Here is a 17268-nt window from a genome sequence, read left to right on the forward strand (position 1 = left end):
GATTTGCAGGCAGGGGAGGGGAGCAGTGTACAATGAACAAAAAACGGCGGCGTTTATTCATTCGGACCGGCATCCTTCTCATCTTACTCTGCGCGCTCGGATATACCATCTATAATGCCGTATACACAAACGGTGAGCGTATATCTGAGGGGTCCAAAGCCCCGAATTTCGCGCTGAAAGATACAGAGGGCAGACTCATAGAACTGAGTCAGTTAAAAGGAAAAGGTGTTTTTCTGAATTTCTGGGGAACGTGGTGTGAGCCGTGCAAGCAGGAATTTCCCTACATGGAGAATCAATACAAGCATTTTAAAGACCTCGGTGTCGAGGTGGTTGCGGTAAATGTCGGCGAATCAAAAATTGCAGTACATAATTTTATGAAAACATACGGCGTCAATTTCCCGGTTGCGCTCGATACTGACCGGCAAGTGCTGGACGCGTACGGCGTATCACCTATTCCGACGACATTTTTGATCAATCCCGACGGAAAAGTCGTGAAAGTGGTGACCGGCACGATGACAGAACGCATGGTTCATGACTATATGAATTTAATTAAGCCGGAGGCGTCTTCATGAAAAAGGTCAAATGTGAATGCGGGCACGTGAATCCAGCCGGGACGGTTTTGTGCGAGTCGTGCGGGAAGCCGCTTGATGATCAAAAATCGCCGCTTGCCGATATGCGGTACGACGGCAGCGCAAGGCGTTCGCAAACATATAACAAAACAATCGTAGATAAGGTATGGAACTTCTTTTCTTCCGTAAAAGTCGGAATATGGCTGATCGTCATTACTCTGGCGGCGTCTGCTTTCGGCACGGTTTTTCCGCAGGAAGCTTATCTGCCGCCGGGCGCCCAGCCGGATACATATTATGAACAGCAGTACGGCATAATCGGCCAAATGTATTATCTGTTGGGATTTCATCACCTGTACGGCTCATGGTGGTATATGCTCCTGATCGCATCCATTGGCATATCACTGGTCATCTGCAGCCTGGATCGGGTGATTCCTTTGTACAGGGCGCTGAAAAATCAAGGAGTTCGGCGGAATCCGGTCTTTTTGAAGAGGCAGCGTCTATACAGCCGGACAGAAACCGAGCTGAGCGGGGATGCGGCTGATAGCCTCAGAACACGATTGAAAAAAAAGCATTATAGAGTGCGAGAACAAGAGGGAAGCATTCTGGCGGAAAAAGGCCGTTTTTCAAGGTGGGGGCCCTACGTCAATCATATCGGCCTGATCATTTTTCTGATCGGAGCCATGCTGAGATTTGTACCCGGTATGTATGTCGATGAAACGCTCTGGGTCCGTGAAGGCGAAACCGCTCAGATCCCCGGTACCGACGGCAAATATTACTTAAAAAACAACCGGTTCACGATGCAGACATATAACAAAGACACTGAGAAAAAAGTATTCGCCGACGCCATTGACAGAGCCGGAAACGGCAAAGTCGCCAAATCCTTCACAACGGACGCGGTTTTGTACAAGAGGGAAGGCGACATTGTATTCGGTGAAAAGCCGAAGCTTAAAAGAGTCAAAGAAAACAATATCCGCGTCAATGAACCGCTGCGCTTTGACTCCTATTCTGTGTATCAGGTGGACTATAAAGAAAACCAGCTCGATCAGATGGTATTTCAGCTGATCGACCAAAAAACAAAACAGTCATTCGGCAAACTGAAGATCAATCTTCTTGATCCCGACACGGACTATGATCTTGGTAACGGTTACAAAGTGCAGATCGCCAGTTATCTTCCTGATTTTTATTTTAACAAGGACGGAGAACCGAGCACGAAAACGAAGGTTCCTAACAATCCGGCTTTTGTCTTTAAAATCACGGCTCCTGACAAGCCGAAAGGGGAGAAAAGTTTTGTTGCGATTCAGCAGACTGTTGAAGGTTCCGAAAGTAACAAGTACAAATTAAAATTCGACCATGTGGAAACGAAAAACATTACAGGACTCACCGTCAGAAAAGACTTAACCTTATGGGTGCTTGCCGTCGGCGGCGCGATCTTTATGATCGGCGTCATTCAAGGAATGTACTGGCAGCACAGAAGGATCTGGATCAAAACAGGTGATCATGAAGTGCTTGTGGCGGGACATACGAACAAAAACTGGTTCGGTCTGAAAAAGGATATCGAATTTGTTCTTAGCGGGACCGGGATTCAAGAGCCGGCCGATCAAAAAGAATTGGCCAAAAATCAGGCCTAGTGAAAAAGGAGTGGTGTCATGGCGGAGCTGAGCGCAAATTTTCTTTATGCTGCCTTTTTGATTTATTTAATTGCCGTCCCGATTTTCGGCGGCGCCATCCGGGGAACAAAAGGTGCTAAGGACGGTAAGGGCCGCTGGTCGGCTATCGGAATCACGTTAACCATTTTCGGATTTCTTTGTCATCTCGGCTACTTCATTGCGAGATGGTCGGCAAGCGGACATGCGCCTGTCAGCAATATGTTTGAATTTACGACGTCATTCGGCATGATGCTTGTTCTCGCTTTTATTATTATTTACTTTATTTACAGACTGCCTTCATTAGGCATGTTCACATTGTCTATCGCGCTTTTGCTTATCGCATATGCAAGCATGTTTCCGACAGACATTACGCCGCTTATTCCGTCACTGCAGAGCAATTGGCTGTACATTCACGTCACGACGGCGGCGCTCGGGCAGGCGATTCTTGCGATCAGTTTTGTAGCCGGCGTCATTTTCCTGTTAAAGCATGTCGACCAATCCAGACCGGGCAAAAAAACGTTCTGGCTTGAAGTCATCATGTTTATACTCGTGACGACCGTGGCATTTATCGCCGTCACGTCGGCATTCCGGCTGGCGGACTACAAAGCTGAATTTAATTGGGTGGATAAAAAAGAAGCCAAAAGCGTCATGATATATGATATGCCTGCGCTTGTCGGCCCGCATGAGGGAGAACTGCTTACGGAAGGCGCAATGAAGCCGCTTATTGAGCTTCCGGCCATTTTTTCAGGCAGAAAGGTCAATACGGTGATCTGGTCGTTTGGCGCAGGTCTCGTTTTATACGGTGCGCTCAGGCTGATATTCAGAAAGAGAATCAGCGCTCTTATCAGCCCGCTCGTCAAAAATGTGAATCTGGACTTGGTCGATGAAGTCGGCTACCGCGCTGTTTCCATCGGTTTCCCGGTATTCACACTCGGCGCGCTTGTGTTTGCGATGATTTGGGCGCAGCTTGCATGGACGCGTTTTTGGGGCTGGGACCCGAAGGAAGTATGGGCGCTGATCACCTTTTTATTTTACGCAGCGTATTTGCACTTGCGGCTGTCAAGAGGCTGGCATGGCGAAAAGTCCGCGTGGCTTGCCGTCATCGGCTTCGCCATTATTATGTTTAACTTAATTTTTGTGAATCTCGTGCTTGCCGGACTTCATTCGTACGCATAGATGCAAAAAGCCGATACAGTTCTCAAGCTGCCGCACAGTTTGTTAAAATGAAAGTAACAGAAGGAAAGCAGGGGGAAAACGATGGATCAAACAAATGAAACTAAAATATTAGTAGTAGATGATGAAGCCAGAATTCGACGCCTTTTAAGAATGTACCTTGAACGGGAAAACTATGTGATTGAAGAAGCGGAAAACGGCGACGAGGCCATTAAAATGGGGCTGGCATCAGATTATGATCTGGTGCTCTTGGATTTAATGATGCCGGGAACGGACGGAATCGAAGTATGCCGGCAGCTCAGAGAAAAAAAAGCGACGCCGATTATCATGCTGACGGCAAAAGGGGAAGAAGCCAACCGCGTCCAGGGGTTTGAAGCGGGTACGGACGATTATATCGTCAAGCCTTTCAGCCCGAGAGAAGTGGTGCTTCGGGTAAAGGCGCTTTTAAGAAGGGCTTCCCAAACATCTTATCTGACAGCCAATACCCCGACAAAAAATGTGCTCGTCTTTTCGCATCTATCCATTGATCACGATGCTCACAGGGTGACTGCGGACGGCACGGAGGTGAGCCTGACGCCGAAGGAATATGAACTGCTGTACTTCCTGGCGAAAACACCGGACAAAGTGTACGACAGGGAAAAGCTTTTAAAAGAAGTGTGGCAGTATGAATTTTTCGGAGACCTCAGAACGGTGGACACCCATGTCAAACGGCTCCGTGAAAAATTAAATAAAGTGTCCCCGGGAGCGGCGAAAAAAATCGTCACCGTATGGGGAGTCGGATACAAATTTGAGGTAGGCGCTGAATGAAGTTTTGGAAAAGCGTAGTAGGAAAGCTTTGGTTTACCATTCTTTCACTCGTGTTAATTGTTTTATTTATTTTAACGGTGCTGCTTCTGGAATTTATAGAAAATTACCACGTTGAAGAAGCGGAAAAAGATTTAACGCAGCTTGCCGACAAAATTGCGGTCATAATAGAAAATCATGAAGACCAGCCGCTTGCCAGATCCATCACGTGGGAACTGGCGGACAATTTAACGAGCATCGCGATCATTCAGGATGATAAGCATGTCTGGTATTCGCCCAATGACGATAATCATTTATCCTCTATTACATTAGAGCAGATCAAACATGACCGGGATCTGCACAAGGCGCTGACAGACCGCAAAAAAGTAAGCAAACGCGCGGTCCCCAACAATGCCGGTTCGGATAACGAACGGCTGATCGTCGGAGTGCCGTATGAAAAAGACGGCAAAAAAGGCATGGTCTTTTTATCCCAATCGCTGCTTGCCGTCAAAGATACGACGAAACATACGACACGCTATATTTTTCTTGCGGCGGGCATTGCCATCGTCTTGACAACGTTTTTCGCGTTCTTTTTATCCAGCAGGGTGACATATCCCCTTCGGAAAATGCGGGAAGGCGCCCAAGACTTGGCGAAAGGAAAGTTTGATACAAAAATTCCGATTCTGACCCAAGATGAAATCGGGGAACTGGCCATTGCCTTTAATCAGATGGGACGGCAGCTCAATTTCCATATTAACGCGCTGAATCAGGAAAAAGAACAGCTGTCCAATATTTTAAGCAGTATGGCAGACGGGGTCATCACCATTAATATCGACGGCACCATTTTGGTGACCAACCCGCCGGCCGAACGTTTTCTGCAGGCATGGTATTATGAGCAGAACATGAACATTAAAGAAGGAGACAACCTTCCCCCTGAAGCAAAAGAGCTATTTCAAAATGCAGTGAACACGGAAAAAGAGCAAATGATTGAAATGACGCTTCAAGGAAGGTCATGGGTTTTATTGATGTCGCCTCTTTATGCGGAATCACACGTCCGCGGCGCCGTGGCCGTGCTCCGTGATATGACCGAAGAGCGCAGGCTGGATAAATTGCGTGAAGACTTCATTGCCAATGTCAGTCATGAGCTCAGAACCCCGATTTCTATGCTGCAGGGATACAGCGAAGCAATAGTGGACGACATTGCAAGCACCGAAGAGGAGAAAAAAGAAATCGCGCAGATCATTTATGATGAATCTCTTCGCATGGGCCGGCTCGTCAATGATTTGCTGGATTTGGCCAGAATGGAATCCGGACATACGGGCCTGCACTATGAAACGGTAAACCTGCATGAATTTCTGGAGAAGATCTCCCGCAAATTTTCCGGGGTAGCGAAGGAAAAAGGCGTTTCGCTCACAGAGGACATCTCGGTGTCTCAGCCGGAGTGTGTCTTTGATGAAGACAAAATGGAACAGGTGTTTACCAACCTTATAGATAATGCGCTGCGCCATACGGAGTCAGGCGGAAGCGTTCATATCGCGGCTCAGACCGTAAAAGACGGACTGAAGATCGATATCAAAGATTCCGGCTCTGGAATACCGGAAGAGGACCTGCCTTTTATTTTTGAACGTTTTTATAAAGCGGACAAAGCAAGAACAAGAGGCAGGGCGGGAACCGGGCTCGGACTCGCCATCGTAAAAAATATCGTGGAAGCCCACGGCGGCTCAATTGCGGTTCACAGCAGCATCGACAAAGGGACGACGTTTACATTTTATATTCCGACAAAAGTGCAGGATGACGTCTGAAATTGACGAACAATCTTGTTCCATACGAAACACCCGCATGTTCTGCGGGTGTTTTTTATTTGTTTCTCCTTTAAAAATTTAAGAATATGTTAATATAAATTCCCTTCCAAATTCCAGTTTCTCGTAATATAGTTGTAATGTAACTTTTCAACGCATTTTTACGACAAAAAAGTGAACGGAGGGGTTTCCCATGGAAGAAACCTTTCAGATATTATATGATGCATACCATCAAGATTTATATCAATTTTTATTTTATATGGTAAAAGATAAGTCGCAGGCTGAAGATTTGACGCAGGAAGTGTATATCCGCGTCTTGAATTCCTATCATACATTTGAAGGAAGAAGCAGTGAAAAAACATGGCTGTTGTCCATCGCACGCCATGTGGCGATTGACTGGTTCCGCAAGCAGCAGACGATCAGACAGCGTATTATGGGTACGTTTGATTGGGATACACAAGATGTCAGAGATCAGCATTTGCTTCCGGACGAACTCGCCGTACAGCATGAAAACGTCCGGGAAATTTATACCGCGCTTGATCATTGCACCATTGATCAAAGAGCTGTTATTATCTTGAGATTTATTCAGGGATATTCCATTCAGGAAACAGCCGCCGCTCTCCGCTTCTCGGAAAGCAAAGTCAAAACGACCCAACACAGAGGGCTCAAAATACTTCGGAAACAGATGGAGCTTTTGAGGGAGGAGCTAATGGATGATGAAGTCATATTGGAACGAAGAAAGAGTAGAGGAGTTGTTAAGACAACTTCCGGCGGTTAGAGATCATCGTTCACCCGAGGCCATTTACCGGAATATTGAAACGGGTAAACCGTACAGGAAAAAACCGGCCCGAAGCTGGATCGGCCCCGCCGCAGCCGGCGTCTGCGCATTGTGCATCGCTCTGATTATATCTCCTCACCTGATGACAAACAAATCTTCCGGTGATCTTACCGCTGACAGCCGCCAGACAGAAAAAGCCAGTCAGTCAGCTTCTGTCAAGCCGCCGGATCAGAAGACGTTCGTCGTCTCAAACCAAAACAAAAACAATTACATTACTTTGGCATTTGCCGATTCAGAAACATCCGCCGTCATTCCGGTCAGTTTTGAAAAAAAGAAGCCGGATGAATCGGTTTCAGAGGCTTTATCCGAAGCGGAAGACCTAGAAGTGCCCGAATCCTTCCTGTCTGTGCCGAACCTTTTGGACGGTGTGCAGGTAACGGCGGATAAGAAGGATTTGCTTGTGCAGGTAAACGGACGGCTCTCTATCGAATCAGTTGCCGATGCTGACTTATTGAAAAAGATGCTGAAAGAGACTTTGACATGGAGTCCTTACGAGCGGATTAAATTGAAAAAGGTTCAAAACGGAGCCGGACAGGATTTTTATAAATCTTACGGCATATCCGCTGAAATGTCCGTACATAAACAGACAAACCGGGCGTATTTTTCTTACAGCGACAGTCTGGGACAAGAGTATCTCATCCCGTCTGAACAAACCTATTATTCAGTATATCAGGCTATTGACGGGATGAAGACAACAGACGGAGGCTCACAGACCGCGAGCATTATAGAAGCCGATGCGATTGCATCGGTATCGGAAAGGGAAGACGGCGAGCAGCTGCGGATTCAATTGTCCGAAAAACATAAGGTTGAAGATTCGCTGGAAGGGATTTTAATGATCGAAGGGCTTCTGTTAACTGCGAAGGAATTCGGTTATTCTGAGGTGCTGTTCACACATGCGCATACAAAGAAAATCGGTAATTATGATGTGACAAAACCTATCGCTGTGCCTGCCGCGCCTAATCCGCTTCCAAGCCATTAAACGTAATAAAACCCAAAACATATGAATGTTTTGGGTTTTTTGTTGGTTACGGAAGGTCAATCAGTTTAACGGAAACAATATCCTGAATTGAAGTCAGCTCATTGACGACTTTATCATCTAAATGTTTATCAAAAGAAAGCATCATAATGGCTTCTCCGCCTTTTTCTTTACGGCCTACCTGCATAGTAGCGATATTGATATCATTATCGCCGAGGATGCGTCCGACGCGTCCGATTACACCAGTCGTATCCTGGTGCTGGATATAAACGAGGTGGCCGGCAGGATTTAAGTCAATATTAAAGCCGTTCAGTTCAACGATTCGTTCACCGAAGTGAGGGATATACGTAGCCGTTAACGTAAATGTGCTCCGGTCTCCGGTTACTTTTACGCTGATGCAGTTATCATATCCTGATTCATTGGAGGAAATCTTCTCGCTGAAGCTGATACCGCGTTCTTTTGCTACACCGCCGGCGTTCACTTCATTGACCGTTGAGTCTACACGCGGTTTTAAGAAACCGGACAGCAGGCTTTTTGTAATAAATGATGTTTCAAGTTTGGCGATGGTGCCTTCATATTGAATCGCAACATCTTTGACGGGTTCCTTCATACATTGTGACACGAGACTTCCGATTTTATCGGCAATTTGGTGATAAGGCTGGATTTTTTTGAATTCATCTTTCGTCATCGCAGGCAGGTTGATCGCTGACATGACAGGCAGACCTTTTGCAAACTGCAGCACTTCTTCAGAAACCTGTGCAGCGACATTCAGCTGTGCTTCTTTCGTTGAAGCGCCTAAGTGAGGTGTGGCGATCACCAGCGGATGGTCGGGAAGCTTTGATTCAACTGGCGGTTCCACTTCAAACACGTCAAGGGCAGCGCCTGCGACATGGCCGCTTTCCAGCGCTTCCAAAAGCGCCGCTTCATCAATAATGCCGCCTCTTGCGCAGTTGATAAGACGGACGCCTTTTTTCGTTTTGGCAATGGTTTCTCTGTTAAGCAGTCCTTTTGTTTCCTTTGTTAAAGGCGTGTGGACGGTAATGATATCCGCGCTTTCAAGCACTTCTTCGAATGTCCGGCTGTTTACGCCGATTTTACCGGCTCTCTCTTCGGTTAAGAAAGGATCGAATACATGAACCGTCATACCGAACGCTCTGGCGCGCTGGGCAATCTCGCTTCCGATCCGGCCCAGACCGACAATGCCTAAAGTCTTTCCGTAGAGCTCCGCCCCGACAAAAGCCGTCCGGTTCCATTCTCTTGATTTTACTGAGATATTGGCTTGCGGAATGTGTCTCATTAATGAAGAAATCATCGCGAATGTATGCTCTGCCGTTGAAATGGTGTTTCCATTCGGCGCGTTTATCACGATAACCCCATGTTTTGTGGCCTCATCGATGTCGATGTTGTCTACGCCGACACCGGCTCTGCCGACGATTTTTAAAGAGGTCATTTTTTTAAACAATTCTTCGGTTACTTTCGTGGCACTGCGGACTAACAGGGCATCAAAGGTATGTAATTCATCTTCTGCATCCGCGACGTTTTTTTGAACAATTTCTATAAAGTCTGATTCCATCAGCGGCTTTAAGCCGTCATTGCTCATCTTATCTGAGACCAAAACTCGAAACATTGTTAGATTTCCTCCTAGTTTAGCTGACTAAATATCTGATAATTTATCATATTCTCAATAGAGTGTCAATGTGTATTGACGCAGTAAAGGAGAAAAGGAAACCGCTGAATCAGCTTAAATTGGGCTTCCCCAATATTTTATTTAAATTTGAGCAGTTCTCTATACAATTGCAATTTGATCATATATAATGTGAATAAATTCATAAGATCAATCTTCGGGGCAGGGTGAAATTCCCTACCGGCGGTGATGAGCATCATGCTCTAAGCCCGCGAGCTGCTTCGGCGGCAGGATCCGGTGAGATTCCGGAGCCGACAGTATAGTCTGGATGGGAGAAGATGGAGGTTCAGCAGACGTTTTGATGCTTATATCAAACGTTTCTTTGCCAAGCCTTAGTAAGCTCCCGCTTTTTAACAAAAGCGGTTTTTTTATTGGGGCGCAAAAGAACCTTTCCTCTTTTCGAGAGATTTGATCGAAAAGGAGAGAGCATTGTGAAAGTAAAAAAATTAGTTGTCATCAGTATGCTTAGCAGTATTGCTTTTGTGCTTATGCTGTTAAATTTCCCGTTTCCGGGGCTGCCGGATTACTTGAAAATTGATTTCAGTGACGTTCCTGCAATTATCGCCATTTTGGTTTACGGGCCTGCGGCGGGGATTGCGGTTGAAGCGATTAAAAATATTCTGCAGTATATCATTCAAGGAAGCATGGCCGGCGTGCCTGTCGGGCAGGCAGCCAATTTTATCGCAGGAACGCTGTTTATTCTGCCGACGGCGTTTATGTTTAAAAAGCTCAATTCGGCAAAAGGGCTTGCAGTGAGCCTGCTGGCCGGAACCGCGGCGATGACCGTGCTGATGAGTATTTTGAACTATATTCTTATCCTGCCCGCGTATACTTGGTTTTTACATTCACCGGCACTGTCAAACAGCCAGTTAAAAACGGCGGTTGTGGCAGGAATCCTGCCGTTTAACATTGTAAAAGGCGTTATCATCACCATCGTCTTTACGTTCATCTTTACGAAGCTGAAACCTTGGATTGAACAAAAACGCAGCATCCAAACACAATAAAGGCTTAAAGCGTCCGTTCTGTGAAAACAGCCGGACGCTTTTTTGTTTGTGCTGATCGCAAAAAATAAGACTCCGGCCGATAACAGCCGGAGTCTTATTCAGGACGAAAAAGCTCCTCTCACGGGGAGGGCTTTTTTATTCGTATTTCAGCGGGTCGCCTTCGAACGGTTCATCCGCAACTTTGATTGAATCAGTAGGGCATCCTTCAAATGCGTCAATCATATCTTCTTCCAGAATTTCCGGAACTTCGACGACGCCTTTATTTTCGTCAAGCGTAACGAACGCAATGCCTTCATCATCATAATCATAAATGTCTGGTGCCGCAGCTCCGCAGGCGCCGCATGCAATACACGTATCTTTATCTACAATTGTGTACTTTGCCATGAATAAAACCTCCCAGATTGTTCGTGTTGGAACAAATGGTTTACCTTATATATTTTTAAATATAACACCTATTCCTCTTACTTATTGTAATGATGTTAGTGTCAAATTTCAACAGAAAAATGATTGAGAATGCTTATCACATAAGGGATTCTCTTTAGCACTTCCCCCTAAAAGATGACTTTAAACGTCAAATTTATATGAAAATCTGTTAAAATAAAAAGAACCAAAAAACGAAACTTGTCACAGAAGAAATGTAGGTGTGTTTAGATTGGCGATAAACTACTTTGATACCGTGGTTCTCGACTGTCTGGACAAAATAGACGGCGAACGGACTCCGAGTGCTGTGTTTCATTTATTAAAAGGAAAAAAGTCGTCTCAAACCATTCAGGATGCCGGCTTATTTCAGATCGCTAAATATTTCGGCATGGCTTCACATTGTGAACGCGGCGATATTGCGGCTTCTTTGCATAAACTCACCGAGAACTCATACATTACAGCCGGAAAAGAAGAGGGAACGTGGAAAGTGACTGCGCGCGGCGTTCAAAAGCTTGAACGGGCGTTTGCCGAGCGGCCTTGGCCGAAGCACTGCCACGGCGCGAATTATCAAACGCCTGCTGTCACCCTGTGGAGGCGGCTTTCCCTGCTCATTCAAGTCCTGTCAAACAAAGAGCATCAATGTAATCAATATATACCGGTTACCAACGATGTGCAGACGCTGAGATGGGTCAAACGGTTTATGCGCAAAAACAGAGATGCTAAAGAGCTTTCCGTCCAAATGCATGAGACGCTGTTTCACCTTCTGCAAGGCGTAAGTGAACGGCAGGCGCTTATTTTTGTCTATTCTTTAACTTCATTCAACAGAATCGGCAAAACGAATAAGCAGCTTGCTCTCCAGCTGAACGAAGATGAATGGTATGTGTCCGTCCAGTTTTGGGGAGCGGTACATTATGTTATTCAATCGCTTCCGCAATGTGCATATCCCGCTCTGCGCGAGCTGTTGTCCGATCTGCAGGCGGAAAGCGCGCTGACACAGTCTGCCAGAAAAACCTTTGAGCTGTTGGAAAAAGGGTTTCCGATTGAACGGATCGCCGCGGTCAGAAATTTAAAAACAGCCACAATCGAAGATCATATCGTAGAAATATCATTGCATCAGCCTGCATTTTTTATAGAACAGTATCTTTCTGAAGAGGAACAGCGTATGATAACGGCATTTGCAAAACAGCATCAAACGAATAAAATTAAACGGATTCGCGAAGGAATGCAGATGCGCTTCAGCTATTTTCAGATCAGGCTGGCGCTGGCAAAGACGGTGAATCAGCATGACTGAGCTGCATAAAGCTTTATCCAGGTATTTTGGTTTGCATTCCTTTAAAAAAGGGCAGGAAGAGATTATGACTAGCGTGCTCCAAAAAAAAGATACGATCGCCATGCTTCCGACCGGCGGGGGAAAATCATTATGCTATCAGCTCCCAGGTTACATGATGGACGGGCTGGTGCTGATTATTTCGCCGCTCCTTTCATTAATGGAAGATCAGGTGCAGCAGCTGAAAGCGAAAGGAGAAAAGCGGGTTGCTGCATTAAACAGCATGCTGAATTCCGCAGAGCGGCATTTTATCCTCAGCAACATCAGCCGGTATAAATTTCTCTATATGTCTCCTGAAGCCCTTTCTTCACCTTATGTGCTGAACCGTTTGAAAAATGTCCCGGTCAGTTTATTTGTTATTGATGAGGCTCATTGCATATCAGAATGGGGACATGATTTCAGGCCTGATTATTCGAAGCTCGGGCCCTTCAGGCAGGCACTCGGAAAGCCGCCTGTATTGGCGCTGACCGCAACAGCGACAAAAGAAACGCTCAGAGACGTGACGGATGTGCTCGGACTTGAGCATGCGGTGCGTCATCTTTATTCAGTCAACCGGCCGAATATTCTCCTGGCGGCAGAACATTTGGCGGATAATGCCGAGAAAATAAGCAGGCTCACGGAGCTTGCCGAAAAGCTTGAAGGTCCGGGTATCATATATTGTCCGACCAGAAAATGGGCGGAAGAGCTTGCGGCTGAGCTGAACGAAAAAACGGGAAAGCGGACGGATTATTATCACGGCGGTATGGATACAGGCGACAGGATTTTAATCCAGCAGCAATTTATCCATAACCAGCTTGATTGCATCTGCTGCACCAATGCGTTCGGCATGGGGGTGGATAAGTCAGATATCCGCTTTGTCATTCACTTTTATCCTCCCCAAACGGCCGAGGCCTTTATGCAGGAAATCGGCAGAGCGGGACGAGACAGCAGCCCGAGTGTCAGTATTTTGCTGAGGACGCCCGGCGATACCGAGCTTCAGCAGCAGATTATTCAGACAGAAAGCCTGTCTGATTATGACCTGGAAGGCATTCTGGCCGTCATACGGGATGCCGGTACGGGTGATGAGCGAAAGCTTCGGGACGTTCTGATCAATAAGGGCGTCCAGGAAACACAGGCGCGAACGGCCGTTCATCTGTATCTGCAAGGAAAAACCACAAAAGAGCAGCTGCAGGAAGAACTGACATACCGCGTGGAAAAGAAGCTGCGTAAAATGAATCGTTTTTCGGCGTTATTAGAGCGGAAAGAATGTATAAGAGAAGCGCTGCTGTCTTATTTTGATGAACCGTATGAGCCTGATGGTCAAACCGGACAATGCTGCAGCAGCTGCGGACTTGATCTGGCTCCGTACGAGCAAAAAGGAGAACGTAAAAACATGGAACGGTTTGAAGATTGGAAGTTGGAATTAGGCCGGATTTTCGGTTCAGAGTCTGCGGGTGAGTTCAGCTGAGACGGCAAAGCGAATTGATCCGGCAGCTCTCAGACCGGGAGATTGTGATGCAGCTGTATACCACTCAATTGCTCATATTGGCGGTTTCAGCTGTTATCGGCTTTTTCTTTTTTACCGACATTCACGATTTTTTAAAGCTGTGGCATATACGTGACGATAATATCATATGGTACGGTGTAACTCTTGCCGTCCTTGTCATTTTTGCCGATCTGGCGGTGATGAAATGGTGTCCTTCGCATTTATATGATGACGGCGGCATTAATGTATTGCTTTTTAAGAACAGGCCGGTTCTGCACATTTTGTTTTTGACGCTTCTCATTTCGTTCAGCGAAGAGATTTTGTTCAGAGGCGTTCTGCAGACACATATCGGCTTATGGGCCGCCAGCTTCATTTTTACCGTGCTTCATTTCAGATACTTGGCGAAGTGGCTTCTGTTTATGATGGTTGCGGGCATCAGTCTTTTGCTGGGGCTTATCTATGAATGGACCGGCAATTTATTCGTTCCGGTTACAGCGCATTTTATTATTGATGCGGTATTTGCCTGTCAGATCCGTTTTCAATATGTTAGGAGGGGTTTGCATGACGGAAATGTCAAGAGTTGAAAGAAGAAAAGCTCAGCTGCGTGCCGAGCAGCAGGTTGCCGCGGCCGCGGATGAACAAATTGAATATCTTGAAGACAGCCTCCCGACAAGACAATCTGTAAAAGAGGAGCGTAAAAAAAAGGAAGAGCAGGTGAAGGAAAAAACCAAAACAAAAACGCCGCTGTTCACTTTTCTGACCGTCCTGTTCATTATCGTAACAATCGGTGTCTTTTTCGGTCTTCTTTATATGACGAACAGCAGCAGATTTGACCCGAAGGACTATGAAGATGTCTTCATAGACCACAGTGAAAGCGCGCCTGCCGTTATTCCGAAAGGCGCTCAGAAAGAAACGTCAGAAACCGCTCTTTTAGAACAACCGAAAAAAAAGTCTGACGACAAAGATAAGAAAGAAGCGGCTGCACCTGAAAAAACGAAAGAAAAACCAAGTGAAAAAACACCTGAAAAAACGGAAACGCCCTCAGAAAAACAAGTAAAGCCGACAGACACCGATTACGCGGAGACAAAACAGCAGTCTCCGCCGGCTGTCCGTGAAAAAGCGGCTCCGGCTGAGGCGAGTGATCAAGCCGGGACTGTCCCAAAAAAAGTGCGGACCGTACAGCATACTGTACAGCCGAAAGAAACGCTTTACCGCATTTCAATGAAATATTATAAAAGCCGGGCGGGCGAAGAAAAAATCCGCAGCTACAACGGATTAAACGGAAACGACGTGTACACCGGCCAGGTTCTGAACATTCCGCTGTCTGATTAAAATAAATGCATGTTTTCACCGCGTTTTTCATATAGTGTACCAATGAAAACGGACAAGGTGTGAAGCGCATGGATTCTTTATGGAAGCAATTAGACCGATTTGCTGACGGACCGACGAAACAAATGCTTCAGGCGCTGGTGAAACGGAAATTAAAATACGAAAATTATGCCGCACAATGCCGAAGATGGCAGTGGGCGTCCCTCGTTTGTTTTTCCCTGATGTGCATACTGCTGATGTTTAAAAGCTTTAATGCCCCCCAAGCCTCTCCGCAGCTGATTCTGCAGGAAATATTAGGCCATACGGTTTACTTGTGCTGGATTATGGCTTCCGCTTTTGCGTATTGCACTTCTTATTATTTCAAAAAAAAGGAAGAAAAAGCTGAGGGTGAATTTCATAAACTGAGGTGTGAAATTATCCAAAAAAGCACGGATTTATGGCCCCAGCCTGAAAAATGGAGGGCGAGAGAATCTGTTTTTCACTTGATGAAACATCGGTATGATATCAATCTTTATTTTGAAAGCAAATAAAATGAGGCGTTTTCCGGAAAGGATAGAAACGTCTTTTTTTGTTTGTCCGTCTAATATAAGACAATGACAGAATGGAGAGTGCGTTTATGAAGCTTACAGCGGGAATTCTCGGCTCATTGGCGGGAGCGGCTGCGGTTATGGCGGCCGTTATGTACAAAACGGCAAACGGCAGCCATCTGAAAACACATACATTTACGCTTGATAAAATGAAGGGGATGAAGCCGCTCACCATCTTTTTTATATCTGACGTGCACCGCCGTTTAATTGATGAAAAGCTTCTCCGCGAAGCGGCAGGTTATAAGCCGGATGCCGTTTTGCTCGGCGGTGATTTGGCGGAGGGCGGAGTTCCTTACGCCAGAATTGAAGAAAACATCAAACGTCTGACGGCTCTCGCGCCTGTCATGTATGTGTGGGGAAATAACGATTACGAGGTCAGCCAGCAAAAACTGCTCTCTCTTTTACGGGCATACAAAGTGATCCCGCTGAGAAATGAATCGGTTCAGTTTGCTTATAAAGGGGAAACCGTTACGATCTGCGGCGTGGATGATATCAGGATGATGATGGATGATTACGATGCTGCAATCAGATATACGGATGCTGACAAAGTAAACCTCCTGCTTTGCCATAACCCCGACATCCATGAGCAGATGAGGGAGTCAGACGGGATTGACGCTGTGTTCAGCGGCCATACGCATGGCGGCCAAATCCGTTTCGGACGGTTCGGGCCGTACGAATTGGGCGGGACGGGAACGGTAAAAAAAGCGCATTACCTGATCAGCAACGGCTACGGGACGACAAAAGTTCCGCTGAGGCTCGGGGCGAAACCGGAGACGCATATGATTACGCTGTGCGGACCGGATGAGCCGTCTTCCTGAAACAAACCCGGCCGCGGTGATAAAAAACGGCATTCTGCTTGTCTTCCCGCTGTACACGGTGTAAACTGATAACAAATTAAGAACCTATGACTCATTTATTCATATACTGTGTTATATGATTTGTGTGCAAGAAGAGGCAGGAGGGAACATTATGCGGCTTGAGCGTCTGAACTATAATAAGATTAAAATCTTTTTAACCCTCGACGATCTGACTGATCGGGGACTGACAAAAGAAGACCTCTGGAAGGACTCGTTTAAAGTCCACCAGTTATTTAAAGATATGATGAATGAAGCAAATACAGAGCTCGGCTTTGAAGCGAATGGTCCGATCGCGGTGGAAGTATATTCTCTTCAGGCACAAGGCATGGTTGTGATTGTAACGAAAAATCATGACACGGACGCAGAAGATGACGAATATGACGATGATTATATCGAGATGCAGGTCAAACTTGACGAAAGCCCGGATATTATTTATCAGTTCCATTCGTTTGAAGATATCATTCAGCTTGCCGGAAGCCTTCACCGTATCGGGATTACCGGCGGCACCGTCTACCACTATGAGAACCAATACTATGTAAGCCTTGAAGACCTCGGCTCCCGTTCCGCCGAAGGCGTCATCGCGGTGCTGGCTGAATACGGACACCCGGCGACGATTACGATTTACAGGCTCCATGAGTACGGAAAACTCATCATGGACGGCAATGCTGTGGAGACCATCCAGAAACATTTTTCATAAAAAAGATTTGAAACGGCAGCTGTTTTCAGCGGCCGTCTTTTTTTAAGCGAAATAATGGAAAAATCATTGTCTTTCTTCTATGCACGGAGATATTGAAGGTGTATACTAGTCACT

17 protein-coding genes and 1 riboswitch are annotated in these 17268 nt (G+C 46.2%); of the genes, 15 read left to right on the plus strand and 2 right to left on the minus strand.

The features are described 5' to 3' along the window. Nucleotides 1-32 precede the first annotated feature (32 nt). From resA to AC3WTF_RS02310, 7 genes are all read left to right on the plus strand, one after another. Nucleotides 33-572 (plus strand): thiol-disulfide oxidoreductase ResA, encoded by a 540-nt coding sequence (resA, locus tag AC3WTF_RS02280; RefSeq protein ID WP_003153391.1) that lies wholly within the window; start codon nt 33-35, stop codon nt 570-572. Next, nucleotides 569-2197 carry a cytochrome c biogenesis protein ResB gene (resB, locus tag AC3WTF_RS02285; RefSeq protein ID WP_032870107.1) on the plus strand — a complete coding sequence of 543 codons (1629 nt, stop codon included), beginning with the start codon at nt 569-571 and terminating at the stop codon, nt 2195-2197. Before resA ends, resB begins: the two co-directional genes overlap by 4 nt. Nucleotides 2198-2215: 18 nt before the next feature. Further along, on the plus strand, nt 2216-3391 hold the full coding sequence (gene ccsB / locus AC3WTF_RS02290; RefSeq protein ID WP_113766713.1) for a c-type cytochrome biogenesis protein CcsB: 1176 nt from the start codon (nt 2216-2218) through the stop codon (nt 3389-3391). Nucleotides 3392-3472: 81 nt separating this feature from the next. Further along, entirely contained in the window at nt 3473-4195 is a 723-nt protein-coding gene (gene resD, locus AC3WTF_RS02295; protein ID WP_003153397.1) for a DNA-binding response regulator ResD, read from the plus strand. Then, entirely contained in the window at nt 4192-5973 is a 1782-nt protein-coding gene (locus AC3WTF_RS02300) for an ATP-binding protein (RefSeq protein ID WP_007409435.1), read from the plus strand. Before resD ends, AC3WTF_RS02300 begins: the two co-directional genes overlap by 4 nt. A 190-nt stretch (nt 5974-6163) precedes the next feature. Then, nucleotides 6164-6748, plus strand: coding sequence for an RNA polymerase sigma factor SigX (gene sigX / locus AC3WTF_RS02305; RefSeq protein WP_003153399.1), 585 nt, complete (start codon nt 6164-6166; stop codon nt 6746-6748). Further along, nucleotides 6684-7787 (plus strand): RsiX family anti-sigma factor, encoded by a 1104-nt coding sequence (locus AC3WTF_RS02310; protein WP_459253349.1) that lies wholly within the window; start codon nt 6684-6686, stop codon nt 7785-7787. The genes sigX and AC3WTF_RS02310 overlap by 65 nt, the downstream gene beginning before the upstream one ends. Before the next feature lie 46 nt (nt 7788-7833). On the opposite strand, the gene serA is transcribed toward AC3WTF_RS02310, so the two are convergent. Then, complete coding sequence (serA, locus tag AC3WTF_RS02315; RefSeq protein WP_007409437.1) at nt 7834-9411, minus strand: phosphoglycerate dehydrogenase; 1578 nt, start codon at nt 9409-9411, stop codon at nt 7834-7836. A gap of 206 nt (nt 9412-9617) precedes the next feature. Then, nucleotides 9618-9752: riboswitch (FMN riboswitch) on the plus strand. A gap of 147 nt (nt 9753-9899) precedes the next feature. On the opposite strand from serA, the gene fmnP reads away from it, so the two are divergent. Continuing rightward, entirely contained in the window at nt 9900-10472 is a 573-nt protein-coding gene (gene fmnP / locus AC3WTF_RS02320) for a riboflavin transporter FmnP (protein ID WP_007409438.1), read from the plus strand. Between the two features lie 135 nt (nt 10473-10607). Here fmnP and AC3WTF_RS02325 read toward each other — a convergent pair whose 3' ends face one another. Next, a complete protein-coding gene (locus tag AC3WTF_RS02325) occupies nt 10608-10856 on the minus strand; it encodes a ferredoxin (protein ID WP_129003164.1) in 249 nt (82 codons plus the stop codon). A gap of 268 nt (nt 10857-11124) precedes the next feature. Between AC3WTF_RS02325 and AC3WTF_RS02330 the strand changes: the two genes are divergently transcribed. The 7 genes from AC3WTF_RS02330 to AC3WTF_RS02360 all read left to right on the plus strand — a co-directional run bounded on the left by AC3WTF_RS02330 (nt 11125) and on the right by AC3WTF_RS02360 (nt 17154). Continuing rightward, nucleotides 11125-12183, plus strand: a complete 1059-nt coding sequence (locus AC3WTF_RS02330; protein ID WP_032866329.1) for a YpbB family protein — start codon at nt 11125-11127, stop codon at nt 12181-12183. Further along, nucleotides 12176-13666, plus strand: coding sequence for a RecQ family ATP-dependent DNA helicase (locus AC3WTF_RS02335; RefSeq protein WP_038464025.1), 1491 nt, complete (start codon nt 12176-12178; stop codon nt 13664-13666). Before AC3WTF_RS02330 ends, AC3WTF_RS02335 begins: the two co-directional genes overlap by 8 nt. 14 nt (nt 13667-13680) lie before the next feature. After that, entirely contained in the window at nt 13681-14268 is a 588-nt protein-coding gene (locus AC3WTF_RS02340; RefSeq protein WP_020956011.1) for a CPBP family intramembrane glutamic endopeptidase, read from the plus strand. Further along, nucleotides 14246-15016 carry a LysM peptidoglycan-binding domain-containing protein gene (locus AC3WTF_RS02345; protein ID WP_038464022.1) on the plus strand — a complete coding sequence of 257 codons (771 nt, stop codon included), beginning with the start codon at nt 14246-14248 and terminating at the stop codon, nt 15014-15016. The genes AC3WTF_RS02340 and AC3WTF_RS02345 overlap by 23 nt, the downstream gene beginning before the upstream one ends. 68 nt (nt 15017-15084) lie before the next feature. After that, a complete protein-coding gene (locus AC3WTF_RS02350; RefSeq protein ID WP_007409443.1) occupies nt 15085-15543 on the plus strand; it encodes a YpbF family protein in 459 nt (152 codons plus the stop codon). Nucleotides 15544-15629: 86 nt separating this feature from the next. Continuing rightward, nucleotides 15630-16418 (plus strand): metallophosphoesterase, encoded by a 789-nt coding sequence (locus AC3WTF_RS02355; RefSeq protein WP_020956008.1) that lies wholly within the window; start codon nt 15630-15632, stop codon nt 16416-16418. A 151-nt stretch (nt 16419-16569) separates the two neighbouring features. Further along, nucleotides 16570-17154 carry a genetic competence negative regulator gene (locus AC3WTF_RS02360; protein WP_007409445.1) on the plus strand — a complete coding sequence of 195 codons (585 nt, stop codon included), beginning with the start codon at nt 16570-16572 and terminating at the stop codon, nt 17152-17154. Nucleotides 17155-17268: the final 114 nt, after the last annotated feature.

The sequence above is a fragment of the Bacillus sp. EB106-06-01-XG163 genome (genome assembly GCF_058791615.1).

Coding starts and splice junctions, on each gene's coding strand:
- resA (WP_003153391.1), top strand. CDS start 33: ATGAACAAAAAACGGCGGCGTTTATTCATTCGGACCGGCATCCTTCTC.
- resB (WP_032870107.1), top strand. CDS start 569: ATGAAAAAGGTCAAATGTGAATGCGGGCACGTGAATCCAGCCGGGACG.
- ccsB (WP_113766713.1), top strand. CDS start 2,216: ATGGCGGAGCTGAGCGCAAATTTTCTTTATGCTGCCTTTTTGATTTAT.
- resD (WP_003153397.1), top strand. CDS start 3,473: ATGGATCAAACAAATGAAACTAAAATATTAGTAGTAGATGATGAAGCC.
- AC3WTF_RS02300 (WP_007409435.1), top strand. CDS start 4,192: ATGAAGTTTTGGAAAAGCGTAGTAGGAAAGCTTTGGTTTACCATTCTT.
- sigX (WP_003153399.1), top strand. CDS start 6,164: ATGGAAGAAACCTTTCAGATATTATATGATGCATACCATCAAGATTTA.
- AC3WTF_RS02310 (WP_459253349.1), top strand. CDS start 6,684: ATGATGAAGTCATATTGGAACGAAGAAAGAGTAGAGGAGTTGTTAAGA.
- serA (WP_007409437.1), bottom strand. CDS start 9,411: ATGTTTCGAGTTTTGGTCTCAGATAAGATGAGCAATGACGGCTTAAAG.
- AC3WTF_RS02325 (WP_129003164.1), bottom strand. CDS start 10,856: ATGGCAAAGTACACAATTGTAGATAAAGATACGTGTATTGCATGCGGC.
- AC3WTF_RS02335 (WP_038464025.1), top strand. CDS start 12,176: ATGACTGAGCTGCATAAAGCTTTATCCAGGTATTTTGGTTTGCATTCC.
- AC3WTF_RS02345 (WP_038464022.1), top strand. CDS start 14,246: ATGACGGAAATGTCAAGAGTTGAAAGAAGAAAAGCTCAGCTGCGTGCC.
- AC3WTF_RS02350 (WP_007409443.1), top strand. CDS start 15,085: ATGGATTCTTTATGGAAGCAATTAGACCGATTTGCTGACGGACCGACG.
- AC3WTF_RS02355 (WP_020956008.1), top strand. CDS start 15,630: ATGAAGCTTACAGCGGGAATTCTCGGCTCATTGGCGGGAGCGGCTGCG.
- AC3WTF_RS02360 (WP_007409445.1), top strand. CDS start 16,570: ATGCGGCTTGAGCGTCTGAACTATAATAAGATTAAAATCTTTTTAACC.